The 19,337-nt window shown below is 41.3% G+C and carries 16 protein-coding genes; 10 read left to right on the top strand and 6 right to left on the bottom strand.

The genetic code is table 11. The features are described from left to right. Positions 1 to 55 precede the first annotated feature (55 nt). The 9 genes from ODU34_RS05680 to nrdI all read left to right on the top strand — a co-directional run bounded on the left by ODU34_RS05680 (position 56) and on the right by nrdI (position 9,832). Entirely contained in the window at positions 56 to 505 is a 450-nt protein-coding gene (locus tag ODU34_RS05680) for a thiol reductase thioredoxin (protein WP_105147625.1), read from the top strand. Between the two features lie 132 nt (positions 506 to 637). Next, positions 638 to 2,152 (top strand): flavocytochrome c, encoded by a 1,515-nt coding sequence (locus ODU34_RS05685; protein WP_105178896.1) that lies wholly within the window; start codon positions 638 to 640, stop codon positions 2,150 to 2,152. 82 nt (positions 2,153 to 2,234) lie between these two features. Further along, entirely contained in the window at positions 2,235 to 3,599 is a 1,365-nt protein-coding gene (locus ODU34_RS05690; RefSeq protein WP_105178895.1) for a metallophosphoesterase, read from the top strand. A gap of 163 nt (positions 3,600 to 3,762) precedes the next feature. After that, positions 3,763 to 4,776: a glycosyltransferase family 2 protein gene (locus ODU34_RS05695; RefSeq protein WP_169051014.1), complete on the top strand. Its 1,014-nt coding sequence runs from the start codon at positions 3,763 to 3,765 to the stop codon at positions 4,774 to 4,776. A 257-nt stretch (positions 4,777 to 5,033) separates the two neighbouring features. Then, a complete protein-coding gene (locus ODU34_RS05700) occupies positions 5,034 to 5,945 on the top strand; it encodes an aldo/keto reductase family oxidoreductase (RefSeq protein ID WP_105178893.1) in 912 nt (303 codons plus the stop codon). A 9-nt stretch (positions 5,946 to 5,954) separates the two neighbouring features. Next, a complete protein-coding gene (locus ODU34_RS05705; protein WP_105178892.1) occupies positions 5,955 to 6,407 on the top strand; it encodes a GNAT family N-acetyltransferase in 453 nt (150 codons plus the stop codon). Between the two features lie 219 nt (positions 6,408 to 6,626). Further along, on the top strand, positions 6,627 to 8,378 hold the full coding sequence (gene aspS / locus ODU34_RS05710) for an aspartate--tRNA ligase (RefSeq protein ID WP_105178891.1): 1,752 nt from the start codon (positions 6,627 to 6,629) through the stop codon (positions 8,376 to 8,378). Continuing rightward, on the top strand, positions 8,365 to 9,303 hold the full coding sequence (locus ODU34_RS05715; RefSeq protein ID WP_079396488.1) for a YitT family protein: 939 nt from the start codon (positions 8,365 to 8,367) through the stop codon (positions 9,301 to 9,303). The genes aspS and ODU34_RS05715 overlap by 14 nt, the downstream gene beginning before the upstream one ends. A 76-nt stretch (positions 9,304 to 9,379) precedes the next feature. Beyond that, positions 9,380 to 9,832, top strand: a complete 453-nt coding sequence (nrdI, locus tag ODU34_RS05720) for a class Ib ribonucleoside-diphosphate reductase assembly flavoprotein NrdI (protein ID WP_044758456.1) — start codon at positions 9,380 to 9,382, stop codon at positions 9,830 to 9,832. Between the two features lie 151 nt (positions 9,833 to 9,983). Here the strand turns inward: nrdI and pulA are convergent, their stop codons facing one another. The 6 genes from pulA to ODU34_RS05750 form a co-directional block, all read right to left on the bottom strand. After that, positions 9,984 to 12,035 carry a type I pullulanase gene (gene pulA, locus ODU34_RS05725; RefSeq protein ID WP_105178890.1) on the bottom strand — a complete coding sequence of 684 codons (2,052 nt, stop codon included), beginning with the start codon at positions 12,033 to 12,035 and terminating at the stop codon, positions 9,984 to 9,986. Between the two features lie 23 nt (positions 12,036 to 12,058). Beyond that, positions 12,059 to 13,042, bottom strand: a complete 984-nt coding sequence (locus ODU34_RS05730; RefSeq protein WP_105178889.1) for a LacI family DNA-binding transcriptional regulator — start codon at positions 13,040 to 13,042, stop codon at positions 12,059 to 12,061. A gap of 9 nt (positions 13,043 to 13,051) precedes the next feature. Continuing rightward, positions 13,052 to 13,762, bottom strand: coding sequence for a hypothetical protein (locus tag ODU34_RS05735; RefSeq protein WP_238145927.1), 711 nt, complete (start codon positions 13,760 to 13,762; stop codon positions 13,052 to 13,054). Positions 13,763 to 13,893: 131 nt separating this feature from the next. Further along, complete coding sequence (locus ODU34_RS05740; protein ID WP_024407722.1) at positions 13,894 to 14,736, bottom strand: sugar ABC transporter permease; 843 nt, start codon at positions 14,734 to 14,736, stop codon at positions 13,894 to 13,896. 1 nt (position 14,737) lies between these two features. Beyond that, on the bottom strand, positions 14,738 to 16,033 hold the full coding sequence (locus ODU34_RS05745; protein ID WP_009911009.1) for a sugar ABC transporter permease: 1,296 nt from the start codon (positions 16,031 to 16,033) through the stop codon (positions 14,738 to 14,740). Positions 16,034 to 16,245: 212 nt separating this feature from the next. Then, positions 16,246 to 17,505, bottom strand: a complete 1,260-nt coding sequence (locus ODU34_RS05750; protein WP_044758459.1) for an extracellular solute-binding protein — start codon at positions 17,503 to 17,505, stop codon at positions 16,246 to 16,248. Positions 17,506 to 17,807: 302 nt separating this feature from the next. Between ODU34_RS05750 and malQ the strand changes: the two genes are divergently transcribed. Then, complete coding sequence (malQ, locus tag ODU34_RS05755) at positions 17,808 to 19,328, top strand: 4-alpha-glucanotransferase (protein WP_105178887.1); 1,521 nt, start codon at positions 17,808 to 17,810, stop codon at positions 19,326 to 19,328. The last annotated feature ends 9 nt before the right edge of the window (positions 19,329 to 19,337 follow it).

Consider the following 19,337-nt stretch of genomic DNA (forward strand, 5'->3'; position numbering starts at 1 on the left):
ATATTTTAAAAGCCCTATTTACAAGGGCTTTTTTGTCTGTATTTGAGGAGGGATTATGTGGCGTAAGTATTTTTTGCTAGTGGTATTGACTATTTTGGTCGTAGGTGGGGCATTCTTTCTATCTCAATCAGCGACTGCACCAAATGAATCAGACTACGTGAAAGCTGTAAAGAGTTACCAGGCTATTTCGATAGATGAAGTGGAGCAAAAGGTCCAAGACGAGGAAGAATTTATTTTATACATAGGTCGTGAGACATGCCCTTATTGTCGTGATTTTGTTCCTAAATTAACAGAGGCAGCAGAGCAATCACATGCGACTATTTACTATTTAGATAGCGAGTCGGATCCGAATGGAAAAATACAACAATTTCGACAGAGTCAAGGTCTTGCTACGGTTCCTAGCTTAACCTACTATAAATCAGGTAAATTATCTGGAATACTCCGTAAAGGGAGCCAAGCAACAATATCCGAAATAGCGAGCTTTTTAGCTCTTCAAAATCAGTAAATAGCTGTAAAAATGTGTGATGTTTGAATCATACATTTTTTGTTCATGTTTGTGAAAATATTTCAAAACAAATTGAAAAACATTTCACAATCTTGTATAATACTAATATCAGATAAAAATTGGAGGTTTATCATGAAAAAGAAAGCTTGGTTAGGCTTACTAATGAGTCTACTTGCTGTTGTGTTTTTGGTAGCGTGTGGAGGAAAATCTGACAAAACTGCAACTTCTTCATCGTCTACTATATCTTCTTCAGAAGAGGCTGTTTCAGGTGCATCTGTGAAAGAATATACAGATCCATCTGAGTTGAAAGATAGCTATGATGTTATCGTAGTTGGTTCAGGTGGTGCAGGGATGTCGGCAGCTATATCAGCTAAAGATGCTGGCGCTAGTGTTGCTCTCTTGGAAAAAATGCCTGTTATCGGTGGTAATACGGCTAAATCATCAGCTGGTATGAATGCTTCACAGACTAAATTCCAAGAAGCGGAAGGTATTGCTGATACAAACGATAAGTTCTATGAAGAAACACTTAAAGGCGGTAAGGGAACAAATAGTCCTGAATTACTTCGTTATCTTGTAGATAACTCTGCTAGTGCAATTGACTGGTTGGATGGAATGGGAATTACTCTTAGCAACCTTACTACAACTGGTGGTATGAGTGAGAAACGTACCCACCGTCCAGCAGATGGTTCAGCTGTTGGTGGCTACTTAGTAAATGGTCTTTACCACAATCTTGTTGAACGTAAAGTACCAATTTTTGTCAATGCAGATGTTAAAAAACTCCAAGACAAGGATGGGACTGTGACAGGTGTTGAAGTGAAGATTGCTGGTGAAACTAAGAAAATCTCAGCTAAAGCAGTTGTATTGGCGACTGGTGGTTTCGGTGCTGATTTGGAAATGGTTGCTAAATTAAACCCAGCATTGAAAGGTTATGTTACAACTAACCAAGAAGGTTCAACAGGTGACGGTATTGCACTTGCTGAATCAGAAGGTGCAGCAACTGTTGATATGGAACAAATCCAAATTCACCCAAGTGTTGAGCAAGAAACTTCTTACTTGATTACAGAAGCAGTTCGTGGCGAAGGTGCTATCCTTGTCAACTCAAAAGGTGAGCGTTTTGTTAACGAATTGGAAACTCGTGATAAAGTTTCTGCGGCTATCAATAGCTTAGAGCCAAACTATGCTTATGTTATCTTTGATGATGCCTTGAAAGATCGTGTGAAAGCTATTGCTCAATACGAAGAAAAAGGTCTTGTAAAAACGGGTGCTACACTTGCAGATTTGGCTAAAGAAATTGACCTACCTGCGGATACACTTCAAACAACACTTGATACTTGGAACAAGGCTGTAGCAGATAAGAATGATGCGGCATTTGGTCGTACATCAGGTATGGACCATGCCTTGAATACTGGTTCTTACCACGCGATTAAAGTTGCACCTGGTGTTCACCATACAATGGGTGGTGTGAAAATCAATACCAATACTGAAGTATTGAAAACAGACGGTTCAGCAATTTCTGGTCTTTATGCTGCTGGTGAGGTAACTGGTGGTGTTCATGGTCAAAACCGTATTGGTGGTAATGCTGTAGCAGACATCATCGTATTTGGTCGTCAGGCTGGTGAACAAGCAGCTGGATTTGCTAAGAAATAAATTTTAATATGAGGAGTTGGCTACAGTCTAACTCCTCTTTTTGTATTGTCGTCATTCATCTAAGATGATATACTTTTAAGGTATGAAGAAGAAAATAGTATTATTGTTAGGAGCTATTGCAGCCATTGTTTTGATTTGGTCTGCTATTGCTGGCCAGCGTCAGCAATCCTATGTCGAGGCCGAATTAAGATACCAGGATAAAATTTGGATTATCACAGATTTGCATTATTTATCACAGGATTTATTTGATGATGGAGAGGCATTTTCCTATATAGAAAAAACAGCTGCTGGCAAGGATTTACGTTATGGAAAAGAGCGGATGGAGGCCTTGGTTGAGCAGGTTGAGCGTGAGGAACCGTCCTTGTTACTAGTCAGTGGGGATTTGACTCTCAATGGTGAAAAGCAGAGCATGGTTGAGTTGGCGCAGTATTTTACCCAGATTGAAGAAAAAGGAACGGAGGTTTTGGTCATTCCTGGCAACCATGATATTGCCAGTGGCTGGGCTAGGGCTTTTAAGGGAGATCAGCAGGTAGTGACAGATCAGGTCACCGCTCAGCAATTTTCAGATATATTTGACGATCATGGCTATCAACAAGCCAGCAGTCGTGATAAAGCCTCATTGAGCTATCTGGCCAAGCCATTTTCCAATGCTTGGTTTCTGATGATAGACAGTAACATCTACTCTGACGGCTACGGTAAAGGAGCTCCTCCAACCAATGGACGTATCAAAAAAGAGACCTTGGATTGGATAGAAGTACAGCTTCAGGCAGCCAAGGAAGCTGGAGTGAGCTTGATACCTGTTATCCATCATAATGTCTTGCAACAGCATGTCATGCTCTCAAAAGGCTATACTTTGGATAATGCTGCCGATTTGAAGGCCTTGTTCAATCAATATGGCATTCAATTTGGTTTTTCGGGACACACTCATTCTCAGAATATTGTTGAAGAAGACTTGGGGCAAGTCAGCTATACTGAAGTGGTCAATGGAGCATTTTCTATTTACCCAGCTATTATCGGCCAATTGAACCTTGATGACGCAAGCATTCACTATCAAAAAACTCAACTTGATATGGCTTCGTGGATAGAAAAGCACCAACCTAGTGATCCAAATTTGCAGAATCACGTAAAGTACTTACAAACCGTCTTTGACAATACCAGTGACATCATGGTCCACAATGTGTTGAACGATGAACGGTGGTATGATGGCGAGACAGCAGATGCTGTTTCACAATTTATCATGCCAGCCAATCGTGCTTATTTTTCAGGAGAAAAATTGGACCAGACTTGGCTTGATGAGACGGTATTTCCAAGCCAAGTCTATCAGACCTTGCAAGCAGCATCACCGAGAAGTTTCTTGGCTGATTATCTTGATGTGATTATAAAACGGAGTCAAGGTCGAGATGTGGAAAAACTAGTGATTAAAACAGAAAAAGATTTTGTCCAATAGTTTTCCACAGATTGTTGAAGAAGTCCACAACTTTTCCACAGGTTGTGAATAAGTTATGCCTTAGTAACTGTCTGAGTAGGTCTATTTTTACAAATAAAAATGCTCAGCAACTTTCCTGAAAATGTGATAAAATAGTAACAAATTGTGTCAAATGGAGAGAAAGATGACCTTACTAAGCATTGCCATTCCGAGTTATAATTCGGAGGCCTACCTTCATTACTGTGTTCATTCCCTTGTAATGGGTGGTGACAAGGTTGAAATTCTGATTATCAACGATGGTTCGACCGATTGGACTCAGGAAATCGCAGAGGGACTAGAGAATCAATTTTCAAACGTACGTGCCATCTATCAGGACAATAAGGGTCATGGCGGAGCTGTTAATACAGGGATACGTGAGGCCAAGGGGAAGTACTTTAAAGTTGTAGATTCAGATGACTGGGTCGATACCAGGGCCTATTTGAAGATTTTGGAAAGTTTACAGGATTTAGAAGAAGCAAATACACCTGTTGATGCCTTTATTTCCAATTTTGTTTACGAAAAAGAGGGACAATCTCGTAAAAAATCCATGTCTTATCAATCCACTCTTCCTGAGAACCGTATCTTTGGTTGGGAGGATGTGGGTGCCTTTTCCAAGGGTCAATACATGATGATGCATTCCTTGATTTACAGGACAGATTTATTGCGTGAGGTTGGTCTCGTTCTACCAGAGCATACTTTCTATGTGGATAATATTTTCGTGTTTACCCCTTTACAGGCTGTGAAAACCATGTACTATCTACCAGTAGATTTTTATCGTTACTTTATTGGGCGAAATGACCAGTCTGTCAATGAATCCGTCATGATTAAGCGCATTGACCAGCAGTTAAAAGTCAATCGGATTTTGGTAGATAATTTAGACTTGGGGGCGATTGATAATCCTGATTTACGGAGTTATTTGCTCAATCACGTAGAGATTACGACCATTATCTCCTGTGCCCTTCTCAATCGTGCTGGAACGGCTGAACACATGATGAAAAAGCAGGAATTATGGCACTATATTCGTGATAACAATCCAGCTCTCTTTAAAATCGTTCGAAAAGGGTTACTCGGGCAATTAACTAACCTATACGGGTATCCAGGCCGAAAAATTTCCAATGCTGTCTATAAAATCGCGAAAAGAATTTATGGTTTTAACTAGGAGGTTGAATGCCACTTCTCAAAGCTAGTGTCAACATCTCAGCACAGTGGTTGATTGGCTCTAACAATCTGGGAGATTGTTAGAGGTTGGAGATAAGATTTGCACAGCAAATCTCAGCAATTCGTGTTGCACACTTCAAATCTGACCTAATCAACTGTGTGGGGGCGAGACGACGAACTCTTTTTATTTTCGAGTTCTGTCCCGCTCCCTTTTCTGTTATAATGAATAGAAGAAAAACGCTTACAAGGAGAAGACACATGCAAGAATTAGGACAGACAGGTTTACAGGTTTCTCGAATTGCTTTAGGCTGTATGCGAATGGCTAGTCTGACAGAGCAAGAAACTGCTAAAGTGTTAGATACAGTCGTTGGACAGGGGATCAACTTTTTCGACCATGCAGATATTTACGGCGGAGGTGAGTCAGAAATTCGCTTTGCTCAGGGCACCAAGTTGGCAGGTCTCAAGCGTGAGGACCTGCTTCTCCAATCAAAATGTGGCATTCGTAAAGGTTATTTTGATTTCTCAAAAGAGTATATTTTGGAATCTGTAGATGGGATTTTGAAGCGTTTGGATACAGAATATTTAGATGTTCTTGCCTTGCATAGACCAGATGCTTTAATGGAAGCAGAGGAAGTGGCAGAAGCCTTTTATCTCTTGAAAAAAGCAGGGAAGGTTCATCATTTCGGCGTCAGCAACCAAAACATTTACCAAATGGAGTTACTTCAATCCTATCTCGATCAACCGCTTGCAGTTAATCAATTGCAGCTATCTCCTGCTCACACGCCTTTGATTGATGCTGGATTACATGTCAATATGAAAGATGATGCTGCGACTATGCGTGATGGTGGGCTGATTGATTATTGCCAGCTTAAAAAACTCACTATCCAAGCCTGGTCTCCTTTCTTGATTGATTTGCAACGAGGTATTTTTGCCAACCATCCTGACTATGCTCTTTTAAACCAGACCATTGGGGAAATAGCAGAGCGATACAATGTTTCACATGAAACAATTGTCGTGGCTTGGATTTTGCGTCATCCAGCAAAGATTCAAACTATTGTTGGGTCCATGAATCCAGAACGTTTGACCAAGATTGCACAAGCTAGTGAGATTACCTTGACTAGACCAGAATGGTACGAAATATATAAAAGTGCAGGCAACATCTTGCCCTAGGAGGAAGCTATGCAGTGGGAAATAAAAGCATTTGACCAACTAAGTTTACAGGAACTTTACGGTATCTTGACACTGAGAGTTGATGTCTTTGTTGTTGAACAAGCCTGTCCCTATCCTGAAGTTGACGGTAAGGATCCAAACTGTCTTCATCTTTTGGGAACTGATGAAGGAGAGTTAGTAGCTTACTTGAGAATATTGCCAGCTGGTCTAAGTTATGATGAAGTTTCCATCGGTCGTGTGGTCATCAAGTCAAGTCATCGTGGCAAAGGATTAGGTCGACCAATGATGGAGCAGGCAATTCACTTTATTACAAACGAATGGAAAGAAAGTCAGATTAAAATTGGTGCCCAAGCCCATTTAGAAAAGTTCTATAGTTCGTTAGGTTTTGAGCCAGTTTCAGAAGTCTATCTAGAGGACGATATTCCTCATTTAGATATGCTTTATACTAAACCAGTCGTTTAAGGCTGGTTTTTTAAGCCTGTACTCACAAGTCAAGTTATATAAGAGATAGTTTTTTGAAGGAATACGGACTATATTTTGAAAAAACTAAGGCTGAGTAGCTTTAGATAGGAGTGCTGGACGGTGAATACAGTTTCTTAGATTTTTCTCGGCAATTTCCCCCAAAAATCAGCCATTTTATGGTAGAATGAATAGGTATAAAATCAGTAAAAGAGGAAGAAAATGAAACGTTCTATGTACGCTGGACGTGTTCGTAAAGAACATGTCGGACAGGAAATTACTTTGAAAGGTTGGGTTGGCCGTCGTCGTGACTTGGGTGGTCTGATTTTCATTGACTTGCGTGACCGTGAAGGCATTATGCAATTGGTGATTAACCCTGAGTCAGTTGAAGCTGAAGTGATGGAAAAAGCGGAGAGTCTTCGTTCCGAGTTTGTTATCGAAGTAACAGGAACGGTTGTGGAGCGTGAGCAAGCTAACGACAATATCCCGACAGGAGCTGTTGAACTGCAAGTAACCAGCTTAACAGTGTTGAATACGGCTAAGACAACTCCGTTTGAAATCAAAGATGGCATTGAAGCCAGCGATGATACCCGTCTTCGTTACCGTTATTTGGATCTTCGCCGTCCAGAAATGCTCAACAACTTCAAATTACGTGCAGCTGTAACCCACAGCATTCGCAATTATCTGGATGACTTGGAATTTATTGATGTGGAGACGCCAATGTTGACTAAGTCAACACCAGAAGGTGCACGCGACTACTTGGTACCATCTCGTGTGTCAAAAGGTCATTTCTATGCCCTGCCACAAAGTCCACAGATTACTAAGCAGCTTTTGATGAATGCTGGTTTTGACCGTTATTACCAAATCGTTAAGTGTTTCCGTGATGAGGACTTGCGTGGGGACCGTCAACCTGAGTTTACACAGGTGGACTTAGAAACCTCATTCTTGAATGAAGTTGAAATCCAAGACATCGTAGAAGGCTTGATTGCTAAGGTCTTGAAAGATACCAAAGGAATCGATGTGACCTTGCCATTCCCTCGTATGGCCTATGACCATGCTATGAACTTCTATGGTTCAGATAAACCAGATACTCGTTTTGAGATGCTTTTGCAAGACTTGACAGAACTTGTCAAGGAAGTTGACTTTAAGGTCTTCTCAGAAGCACCAGTTGTCAAAGCAATTGTAGTCAAGGGTGCGGCGGATAGCTACTCACGTAAAGACATTGACAAATTAACAGAATACGCCAAACAATTTGGTGCCAAGGGACTTGCTTGGGTTAAGGTTGATAAGGGAGAATTAGCGGGCCCAGTTGCTAAGTTCTTGACAGACATTACAGAAAACTTGACAACAAGTTTACAACTTGAAGATAAGGACCTGGTCCTCTTTGTGGCAGATGAATTGGAAGTAACCAACAATACCCTGGGAGCTTTGCGTAACCGCTTAGCAAAAGAGCAAGGTTTGATTGACGAAAGCAAATTCAACTTCCTCTGGATTGTAGACTGGCCAATGTTTGAGTGGTCGGAAGAAGAAGGTCGCTACATGAGTGCCCACCACCCATTCACCTTGCCAACGGAAGAAACAGCTCACCATTTGGATGGTGATTTGGCGCAAGTGCGTGCAGTTGCCTACGATATTGTTTTGAATGGTTATGAATTGGGTGGCGGTAGCCTTCGTATCAACCAAAAAGACATGCAAGAACGGATGTTCAAGGCTCTTGGTTTCTCAGCTGAAGATGCGCATGAGCAGTTTGGTTTCTTGCTTGAAGCTATGGATTACGGCTTCCCACCACACGGTGGATTGGCTATCGGTTTGGACCGCTTTGTCATGTTATTGGCTGGTGAGGATAATATTCGTGAAGTTATCGCCTTTCCGAAGAATAACAAGGCATCTGATCCGATGACGCAGGCACCAAGTACGGTTGCCTCAGCACAATTAGAGGAATTGGCTTTAGACATTACACTTGAAAATGAATAAATTTTTCAGAAAACAGCGTGTACGCTTTTTAAGAAAGGCCAGAAAGAATAAGTTTTGGTCGGTCATTTTGGGAATTTCTCAGGAAAAATATGCTGAACGGATATCGGGGTCCATTATTTATGGACTCCTATCTAGTATTGCAGTCAATTTTTTCTTTAGACCAGGGAATGTCTATTCGTCTGGAGTTACTGGTCTTGCACAGATTGTTTCTGCTCTGGCAGCTTCTTACACTGGTTGGAATGTACCGATTGCGGTAGTCTACTACGGTCTGAACATCCCCTTACTTATCTTAGCTTGGTATAAAATTGGTTATAAATTTACTATCTTTACCTTTATTACAGTATCCTTCAGTTCTTTCTTTATCCAATTTATGCCGCCAGTTACCCTGACGACGGATCCGTTAGTCAATGCTATTTTCGGTGGTCTCATGCTGGGAACTGGGATTGGCTTTGCGCTTAGGAACAATGTATCCAGTGGTGGTACTGATATTGTCTCTATTATTATTCGCAAGAAGACGGGACGTCAAGTTGGCTCCATTTCCTTGATTGTCAACATTATGATTATGTTGATTGCAGGGATGACCTTTGGCTGGCAATATGCCCTGTATTCAATGGTTGCGCTGTTTATCTCCAGTCGCATGACAGATGCGATTTTCGTGAAACAAAAACGGATGCAGGCCATGATTATCACCAATCATCCTGAACGAGTCATTAAGAAAATCCATAAGAAGCTCAATCGCGGTGTGACCATTATCAACGGTGCTGAGGGTGCTTATAACCATGAGCAAAAGACGATTCTCATTACCATCATCACTCGTGCAGAGTTCAATGATTTCAAGCATATTATGAAAAAGGCAGACCCCAAAGCCTTTGTATCGGTAGCTGACAACGTTAATATTATTGGTCGGTTTGTGGAAAGTGACTGATTGACAAACACTACATGTAGGAGTAAAATAGTATTTACAGTCTACATGTAGTGTTTTTATTATAAAGAGGAAATGTATGAAGAAGAAAATATATTTGGTTTACATTAGTTTGAGTGGCAATACAGAAAGTTTTGTGAAACGCCTAAAGTCCTTTTTCCAATTTCAAACTGACTGGGAGGTTGAACTGGTCCATGTTAAAGATTTGGTCAAGCGGGATATTCCTTTCTATCAGCTAGATGCACCCTTTGTCGCCTTTTTACCAACCTACTTAGAAGGTGGAAATGGAGTGGACAACGGAGATGTGGAAATTCTGACCAATCCTCTCGGAGATTTTATTGCTTTGGGGACCAATGCAGAGCTCTGTCTGGGTGTCGTTGGCTCAGGTAATCGAAATTTCAACAACCAATATTGTCTGACTGCTAAGCAATATGCTGAGCGATTTAATTTTCCTGTTATAGACACCTTTGAACTTAGAGGGATGCAGAATGACATTGAACGCATTGGTCGGAAGATAATGGAATTGATGTAAAGAGCCTCAACTCAGTTTTATGCTGGGTTGTTTTTTTGTCACACAAAAAAACTCACCAGTGTGACCAGTGAGTTTTAAGGAGATTATGAAAAATATTTAGGATTGACTATAGTATACCTCAGACTATATCGTGTTTCATCGGTCTAAAGTCCTATTTGTCTTCTAAAATGCAAATACTCTGTCCTGCAATCGTGATTTCTTGCTGATCACGCTCTTCGACTGGAGGATAGTTGTAGAGAACTGTCTTATCTTTTTCACGTTCATAGGTAAAGTCGCTATCCGCAAAGTTGATGATAAATTGAATGGTCTTTTCTTCACTTGTCACTTGATAGCGAAGAACATATTCAGTTAACCAGTAGAAATCACAAGTTTCTTGGATACTTTCGTAGTTATCCTGGCTGAGTATTGGATTATTTTTACGGAAGGTAATTAATTCCTGAATGAATTCGATATGTTCCTTATAGCGAATAGCTCGTGTCCAGTCCAGACGGTTGATACGGTCAGGGACATTGTAAGTATTATCTATTTCATCTTTTGTACGGAAAAATTCCTGTCCGCTGTGAATGAAGGCCATACCCTGAGAGATTAAGATGAGCTGGAGACCAAAACTTGCAGCACGTTTTTGCTGTTGAGGTGTCCAGTTTGGATTCTCAATATGGAAATAGTCAAATGCTGTAGCATTATCATGGCATTCGATGTAGTTGAGGGACTGTTGAGGCGTTAAGAAATGGCTTAATCGGCTACCAGTCAGGAGATGTTGTACCTTTTCGTGCAATTGCTTATCTACTAGACGGTTTGGATTGAGCAAGAGTTTCTTAAAGGTATCACGGTAATCGTCGTTGAAGAAGCTGATTTCAGGTAACTGCTCTGCATTGTACTGGTGAGCCAGCTTTTCAAATTCGAGGCCTGTTGCCATTTTCCATCCTTCACCATAGAGGTAGACATTTGGGTGAATGGCAGATAATTCAGTTTGAATCTGGTTGATTGTTTCGCTATCTAAAATACCCATAAGGTCGAAACGGAAGCCATCAAAACCATAGAGTTCTAGCCATTGGCGAAGGGATTGTTTGATGTAGTTGCGGACCATACTGCGCTCGCTGGCAACGTCGTTACCGCAGAATGTCCCGTCTGTTCGCATGCCGTGGTCATCATAGCGATAGAAGTAGCCTGGAACGATGAGCTCAAATGCGTACTTTTCAGCATGATAGACGTGGTTGTAAACAACGTCCATAATAACGGAAATATCTGCATCATGGTAGGCCTGAATAGCTTCTTGTAGCTCTAGAATACGTGCATAAGGATCATTTGGTTGGCTAGAATAAGAACCTTCTGGCAGATTGTATTGCATAGGGTCGTAGCCCCAGTTGTAAACAGCTTGGGGTTTATTTTCATCCACACTGCCAAAATCATAAACAGGCAATAATTGAATATGGGTAACGCCTAGTTCTCTGATGTAATCCATTCCTAGCTTTATCCCATCCATGGTAGGAGACTCTGTCAATCCGAGAAATTGACTGCGATGCTTGAAACCAGCTTCTTTTTGCCATGAGAAATCACGGACGCTCATTTCATAGATAATGGCCTGAGAGATAAGCCGTTGGGTCTTAGCACGACGGATTTTATGAAGTTTATCTGGATTGATAACGTAGCTGTCACCTGAGTTGGCTGTGGAAGACAGGGCGTAGGGATCGTGAACGGAAATCCATTCACCGTTTACTTTGTGGAGATAGTGATAGCTGTGCGCTTCTAGGTCTCCTTCAACAGTAATTTCCCAAACTCCTTTTGCTCCCTTAGTCATTGCATGTGGGTTTCCTTCTAGAACAAGAAAAACTTGCTTAGAAATCGGTGCCCATAGCTTAAAGGTTGTTGCCTCTGGTCGATAGGTTGCTCCCAAGTCTTGCCCATTGTATGTATAACTTTGTTCAAAAAGTGTCGAGCGAACAATATGACCATAGCCGAGTTCAGCTTTATTACGGTCCTGGTCGTAGATGGTATAGTCCTTGTCCAATGTCAATGCATGGAGGCTGGTTAGATAATAGATAACGAGATTATCTACTTCTAGACAGGAATGGATAAAAAGTTGAGACGTAGCATCATTTGATTCGAGTGAGAAGCTCATATGTTCGGAGTCGAATCGTTTTTCCATGACCAAGCGAATAGTTGCTACATCATCAAGGAATGCTTGGAATTGTCGTAATGCCATGAGCCAAAAGGCTCCTTTCTAAGTTAGAGTTCGGTAATGGTATGTGGAATGACACGTCGGTAGCAGACTTGCTTGTCTTCCTTGTTGTCATTGATGATTTGGTGGAGAGTATTGAATGCGACACGTCCTAGTTTAATAGCGTGGACGTCAACGTAGGCTTCAATATCTAGTTTTGGCTTGACGGAGTCGAAAGAAATGATAGGAAGTTTGACTCCGACTTCGTTGAGATATTTGACAACACCTTCGGCAACGGAAGTGTCGGTTGTGACGATTGCATCCAGGTCTTGTTTGAGTAATTTCTTAGAAATTTTATAGGCACTGTCTTCGAGAAGGAAGCCAGACACAAACTTGACCTTGTTTTCATCCAGGGGAATATTGTGCGATCTAAGGGCGTTCTTGTAACCTGTATAACGGTCTTGAGATACGACCAACTCTTTGTTACCAGCGACGAAGGCAATGTTTTTGTAACCTTTATTGATGAAGTAGTTGGTAGCTTCAAAGCCGGCCTGGATATTATCATTATCAACTAGTGATATGAATGGAGAATCCGCCTTACCAAGAATGAGGAAGGGGAATTTGTGTTGGATAGCTAATTGTACCAATGGATCGTCGGGCTTGGAATAGAGGAAGATGAGTCCGTCCACTCGTTTGCCGTAGACCATCTGAGAAATCGCTTCTAGACGTTGTTCTTCATTCTTTCCTGTGGAGATTTGGATGGCATAATTATGATCTGCTGCAACTTGAGAAATTCCTCGTAAGGCAGTAGGGAAGAAGGGGTTTTGATAGAAAACATCCGAGTCATCTGGCAAAACCAGTCCGATAACCTGTGTATAGCTAGAAACTAGGCTTCGAGCGTTGAGGTTTGGATGGTAGTTGAGATCCGCCATGGCTTTCCTAACCAAGTCTTTCGTTTTTTGGCTAATGGCAGAGCTATTTTGAATGACACGAGTAACTGTAGATGGCGAGACACCAGCTAATTTAGCCACATCTTTGATGGTTGCACGCATATAGACCTCCTAGATTTCATCTCTGAATTTTGTTTTGAAAAATACCCATAACAAGCATAGCACAAATAGGATATTTTGTATGGTTAGAAGGGTAGTCACAGGTTGACCAAATAGTCCAATTAGACAGGCTATAAGAGTAGGCAGGCCCAGACAGTTGAGAGCAAAATTATAGCACTCTGCAAACGTTTCAAAATGGAAGAAACGAGACTTTTTAGTCAAAAAGAGGAAGAAGCTGGCTCCTAGTAGGATGAAGAGTAGGTTTGTTGTTAAAATAAAGGTCGAAATAAGAGTGATGGACAGTCCGACAGCTGCTCGGTTGGCTTGATACCATTTTTTAGAGATGGCTGCAGTTAATGTCTCCTTACTAGCAAAATCGTCAGTATTCAAACCATCATAAGTCAATTCGCTTAGAATATCACTTCCTTTACGAATAGTCAGAGACTGATTGGCGAATTGATAAGTAAAGTCAGAACTAGAGCTAACGGTATCACCAAATGTCACTTGCTCCCAGTTAGTATTTCCAGTATAGGTTAGGTGGTTGTTTTCGATGACTGCATGTTGACGGAGGTCATCTACGACCTGATCTGTCAGAGGTGAATAGATACCTTCTACGAAATTTTCTAAAGGATAGGTTTCGAGATTGACAGTCTGTAGGGAGCTCGGAATGAGCAAGAGCGCCACTAAAAAAAGCGTTGTAAACAACCGTTGCCAAAGGTTCATTAGTCTACGATTGGCAAACATATTTCTTGGAGAGAAGATACTAGAAAAATAGGAAAAAGGATATGGGAGCATTCGTTGGACCTTTCATAAATATCAATGTTTCCCCTGAAAAGGGAAAAGGTGGGACAGGGTTATCCCTTGTCGCCACCGCTTGTTAAACCAGATACAAAGTTCTTTTGTAGGAAGAAGAATAGGATACTGATAGGGAGGGCAATAAGAATGGCACCTGCCGCAAAGTAGGCAATCTTCATATTTTTCACATCACTGATGAAGGTTTGAAGGCCGACAGCTACAGTATAGAATTCTTTTTCACGAAGCAAGAATTTGGATAGGATGTAATCTCCAAAAGGTCCCATGAAGGCCCAGAGCGCTTGTACAGCAATCATTGGACGAACGAGTGGGAGGACGATTTGCCAGAACCGTCTGAAGTGACCGGCACCGTCTAGTTTTGCAGATTCATCAAGTGAGATTGGCACCGTATCGAAGTAGCCTTTCATGAGCCAAGCGTTCATTGGGATACCACCACCGACATAAAGGAAGATGAGGAACCAGCTTTGGTTGAGCGCATTGAGCATGAGGGCCATAACGAAGAAGGCGGTAAGAGCAGCCATGGTTGGTACCATTTGGATAATCAAGAAGAAGACCAAACTCTGCTTACGAGCGATGAAGTTATAGCGACTATAAGCGTAACCCGCTAGTACCACTATACTTGTTTGAATAACCATTGTCAAGAGAGCAATGATAAGCGTATTGAGGTACCAGGTTCCGTATAGAGTCTCGCTAAAGAGCTTGCTGAAATTGTCTAGTGTAAAGTTGATATTGCTATCCAATTTGAAGGCAACCACGTTACCAGACTTGAAGGCGGACATGATTGTAATCAAGAGAGGATAGATGATGATAACAGACAGAACAATCAGATAGAGATAGGTTAAGGTCTGATTGATTCTACGTCTAAATTTTACAGATAATTTCATCTTATACATCCTCCATTTCAAAAGCATTTAGTTTTTTGAAAGCAATCATGGAAATACTGATGACAATCATTGAGATAATCAATGTAACTGCTGCCGCCATTGAGTATTGAGGTGATGTACCTGTGGTTAATTTATAAATCCATGAAATCAAGATGTCAGTTGAACCTGCTCCACCACCGACGCTACCAGGACCACCATTGTTGAAGAGGTAGATGATAGAGAAGTTGTTGAAGTTGAAGGTGTATTGACTGATTAGTGTTGGAGCTGCTACTGCTAAAATCATCGGAAGGGTGATGTTACGGAATTTTTGAATGGCACTTGCACCATCAATGTAAGCAGCTTCGTACAAGTCGTTTGGAATGGATTGTAAAATACCCAAGGTCAAAACATAGATATAAGGGAAACCAAGCCAAGCCTGCATCATAATGAGAGCAACTTTAGTCCAGAATGGGTCGGTCTTCCAAGGGATAAGGAAATTATCGATGAATGGTAGGAATTTGCTCAAGAATGGCAATACCTGTGTGTTAATAGCGCCGACACTATCGTTGAACATATTACTAAAAGTCAAGATAGTTACGAAGGCAGGAACAGCCCATGGGAGCAAGAAGATAACACCGAAGATACGTTTTCCTTTGATGAATGGTTGATTTGCGATGATGGCTGTCAAGATACCGATAACAATTTGAGCTGTTGAAGCGCAGAGTGCCCAGATAATTGTCCAGCCAAGTACAGAACCAAATGCGGTACGGAATGTGCTTAGTTTCCAGATGTTTGTAAAGTTGGTAATACCAATCCAATCCAACAATGCGCTTGGTGGCAGGTGTTTGAAGTCGTAGTTTGTAAAGGCGATAAACAATGTAACGACAACTGGGAAGATGATAGCAAAGGTCATCGCAATATATGATGGGATAATCAAGAGATATGGGAAACCATTCTCATAGATACCTTTTACCATTTCTTTTAATGTGGTAGCCACTGGCATCCCTGAATTCCATCGTTTCGCAGTATCACGTGCGTCTTTTAGGTTGAGTGCATAGAAAGCGAGATAGACAACTGTGATAATTAAGTGGAAAGAACCACGAATCAGCATGAATAGCGAATTATCTTGTCCACGAACACTACCGAGGGTAATCAAGTTGCCTAATTCACCAGCTGCAATAGCAATAAAATAAACAAGGAAGGCAAGCGTAACACCTAAAAAGATGTATCCTTTAGCTTTTTGTTTATTGTAGATTTGTCCGAGACCAGGGATCAGGGACAAAAGGAGTGCCTTACCTGGATTTTGTTTCATAGTCATAGTCTCCTTATATAGCTTCTGAATAGATGGTGGATGTTATCGTCATTTAGTTTTTCTTTTATTGCTTCGTTAACTCGCCTTGCCTAACTTCAGTTATGCCTGCGGCTCATTGCCTCGTACTAAAAGTAAACTAAAAGACTATATCTATTCAGTTTATCGTTAAGTAATAAAGTAGACTGGGAAGAGAACTCCCAGTCCAACTTTAAACTTGACTAGTTGCTGTGTTTTTGAGCAATTTCGTCTGCAATAGCTTTCACAGCGTCTGTTGCAGCAGTCTTAGCGTCTTTTGAACCACTTGCAGCTTCGAAGAGCATGTTACCAGCTGGTGTCCAAACTGAACCCATTTCTGAGATGTTTGGCATTGGTTGAGCTGAAGCAAACTGGTTGATAACTGCAGTTGTCAATTCGTCTTTTTTGCTTACAGCATATTCACGAGCTTCAGTGTTAGCTGGAACTTCGTTTGTAGCGTCGTAAAGTGCTTTTTGTTGGTCTGTAGCAGTCAAGAAGTCAACAAACTTTTGAGCCATTTCTTGGTTTTTAGCGCCTGCTGGAACAACCCATGCTTTACCACCACCGAATGCTGAGTAGTTTTTGCCGTTTACAAGAGTTGGTATTGTTGCTACACCATAGTTTACACCAGCTTCTTTATATGAAGCTGCTTTCCAAGGACCTTCGATGATAGCAGCTGCTTTACCGTCTGTAAATTGAGTGTTAATCAAGTTGTTTGCAGCAGTACCGTCTTGAAGACCTTGAGGCCATTTTTCGTACCAAGTTTTAGCGTATTCAATTGCTTTGATGGCACCTTCATTAGCAAGTCCGATGTCTTTTGGATTTGTACCATTTTCACCGAATACATAGCCGCCGTAACCAGAAAGAAGTCCGTATGTATAGTAGAAATTCGTCCAGTCAGCTAGGAATGCTGAAGTTTTACCCTCTTCACCAGCAAATGCGTATTTACTGTCTTTAGCAAGTGTTTCAAGTTCTGCAAATGTTTTAGGAGCTTCAGTCAACAAGTCTTTGTTGTAGTAAAGAACAAGTGTTTCGATAACCGCAGGTGAACCGTAAACTTTACCACCGTTTGTTACAAGAGCAGTTGTTGTGTCATCTGCTTTGCTATCATCTGCAAGAGTCAATTCAGATAGTTGACCTTCAGAACCAAGGCTACCTACACGGTCGTATGGTGCCATCATAACGTCTGGGGCTGAACCTGATTGGTTATCCAATGATAAGTTATCCAAACCAGTTAAAGCATCACCAGTTTTAACGGTAACAGATACACCATTTTCTTTTTCGAAGCTAGCTTTGACATCGTTGATGTAAGATTCATAACCTTGGTCAACGTAGACAGTCAATTCTTTGCTACCTTCAGCAGACTTAGATGCCTCTGTTGATGAACCTGAGTTTGAGCATGCAGCTAAAACAGCAGTTGATGCAGCAAGAAGAGCAACGCTCTTAAGGAGATTGTGTTTCATTTTCTTCCCTCCGAAGATAAATAGTTTTGTGTGACGCTTGCTTTGCGCAAACGTTTTCCTAAGTTGACTTCATTATACACTAGATTGAATCCGTTTGCAAGCGTTTTTATAAAAATTTTTAAAATTTTTTTTGAGTTTAAAAAAATATAAGAATTTTTTTGCACATATTAATGAAAAGAAATATGGAATGGCATGTGAACTAACAGAATTAAATGGAAATTTCTTGATTTGTTACCGTTTTCAGTATATAATAAAAAAGAGAAAACGTTTGCGTTGTGCAAGCGGATTAGATAGGAGAACTTATGAAAGTAAGACAGAGTGGTGTGCTGATGCACATTTCATCATTACCAGGGAAATATGGAATTGGTTCCATGGGACAATCGGCTTATGAATTCGTTGATTTTTTGGTAAGAACTAAGCAACGCTATTGGCAAATCTTACCTTTGGGAACAACCAGTTATGGAGATTCTCCTTACCAGTCATTTTCAGCTTTTGCAGGGAATACTCATTTTATTGATTTCGATATATTGATTGATAAAGGCTGGCTGGCAGCAGAGGATTTACAAGGTGTTGACTTTGGGCAGAATCCTACAGAGGTAGATTACGCAGCTGTTTTTTATGCTCGCCGTCCATTACTGGAGAAGGCGGTTGCCAACATGAAGGCACAAGGCTTGCCAGAAGATTACTGGATGTTCTTAGGGGAGAATGACTTTTGGATTCATACCTTTGCGGAGTATATGGCTATAAAAGAGCATTTTGATCTCAAACCTTGGACAGAGTGGGAAGATCAAGGGGCGCGCTTACGTTACCACGATACCTTGGAATATTATCGTCACTTGTTAGCAGATCGAATTGATTATCACCGCATTACACAATATTTATTCTTTTCACAATGGAAGGCTTTAAAGGCTTATGCCAATGCCAAAGGTGTTGAGTTTGTTGGGGATATGCCAATTTACATTGCTGCAGATTCTGCTGATATGTGGGCCAACCCTCATTTCTTTAAAACGGATGAAGAGGGCAAGCCGAGTGTGGTTGCAGGTTGTCCACCGGATGCCTTTTCGGAAATTGGTCAGCTTTGGGGCAATCCAATTTATGACTGGGAAGCGATGAAACAAGACGGCTTCACTTGGTGGGTTGCTCGTTTACGTGAATCCTTTAAGATATACGATATGGTACGTATCGACCACTTTATCGGCTTTGCCTCCTTCTGGGAAATTCCAGCGGGTGAAGAAACTGCTGTAAACGGTTACCGTGTCGAAGCACCAGGTTTTGAATTATTTGATACAATCAAACGTGAACTTGGTGATTTAAATATTATTGCTGAGGATCTCGGTTCTGTGACGGATAAGGTCATCCAATTGCGTGATACGACAGGTTTTCCTGGTATGAAAGTCCTGCAATTTGCCTTTGACCCTGAGGGCGACAGCATTGAAATGCCACATAACCATCCTAATAATGTGGTGGCATATACGGGAACCCATGACAATGATACGATTCTTGGCTGGTACGAAAATGAAACAACGAAAGAATCGCGTGCATTCTTAGATAAGTACAGCAATCGTCGTGAGGGCGAAACGGTCAGTCATGCTCTTTTCCGCCTGCTCTTTGGTTCCCCAGCCTTTATGGCGGTGGCTACTATGCAGGATTTACTTGGTTTGGATGGTTCAGCTCGCATGAACTTGCCAAATACACTTGGTGGTAACTGGACTTGGAGAATGACGGCAGATCAATTGACACCAGAGATTGAAGCGGAATTGCTAGATCTTACAGAAACCTATCGTCGGGTTAATGTGCATTTGGTTGATGAAAAGTCAGAATAAAATGAACTC

It is taken from the genome of Streptococcus sp. 2018WUSS126 (genome assembly GCF_044427425.1).
GTDB classification, from domain to species: domain Bacteria; phylum Bacillota; class Bacilli; order Lactobacillales; family Streptococcaceae; genus Streptococcus; species Streptococcus hashimotonensis.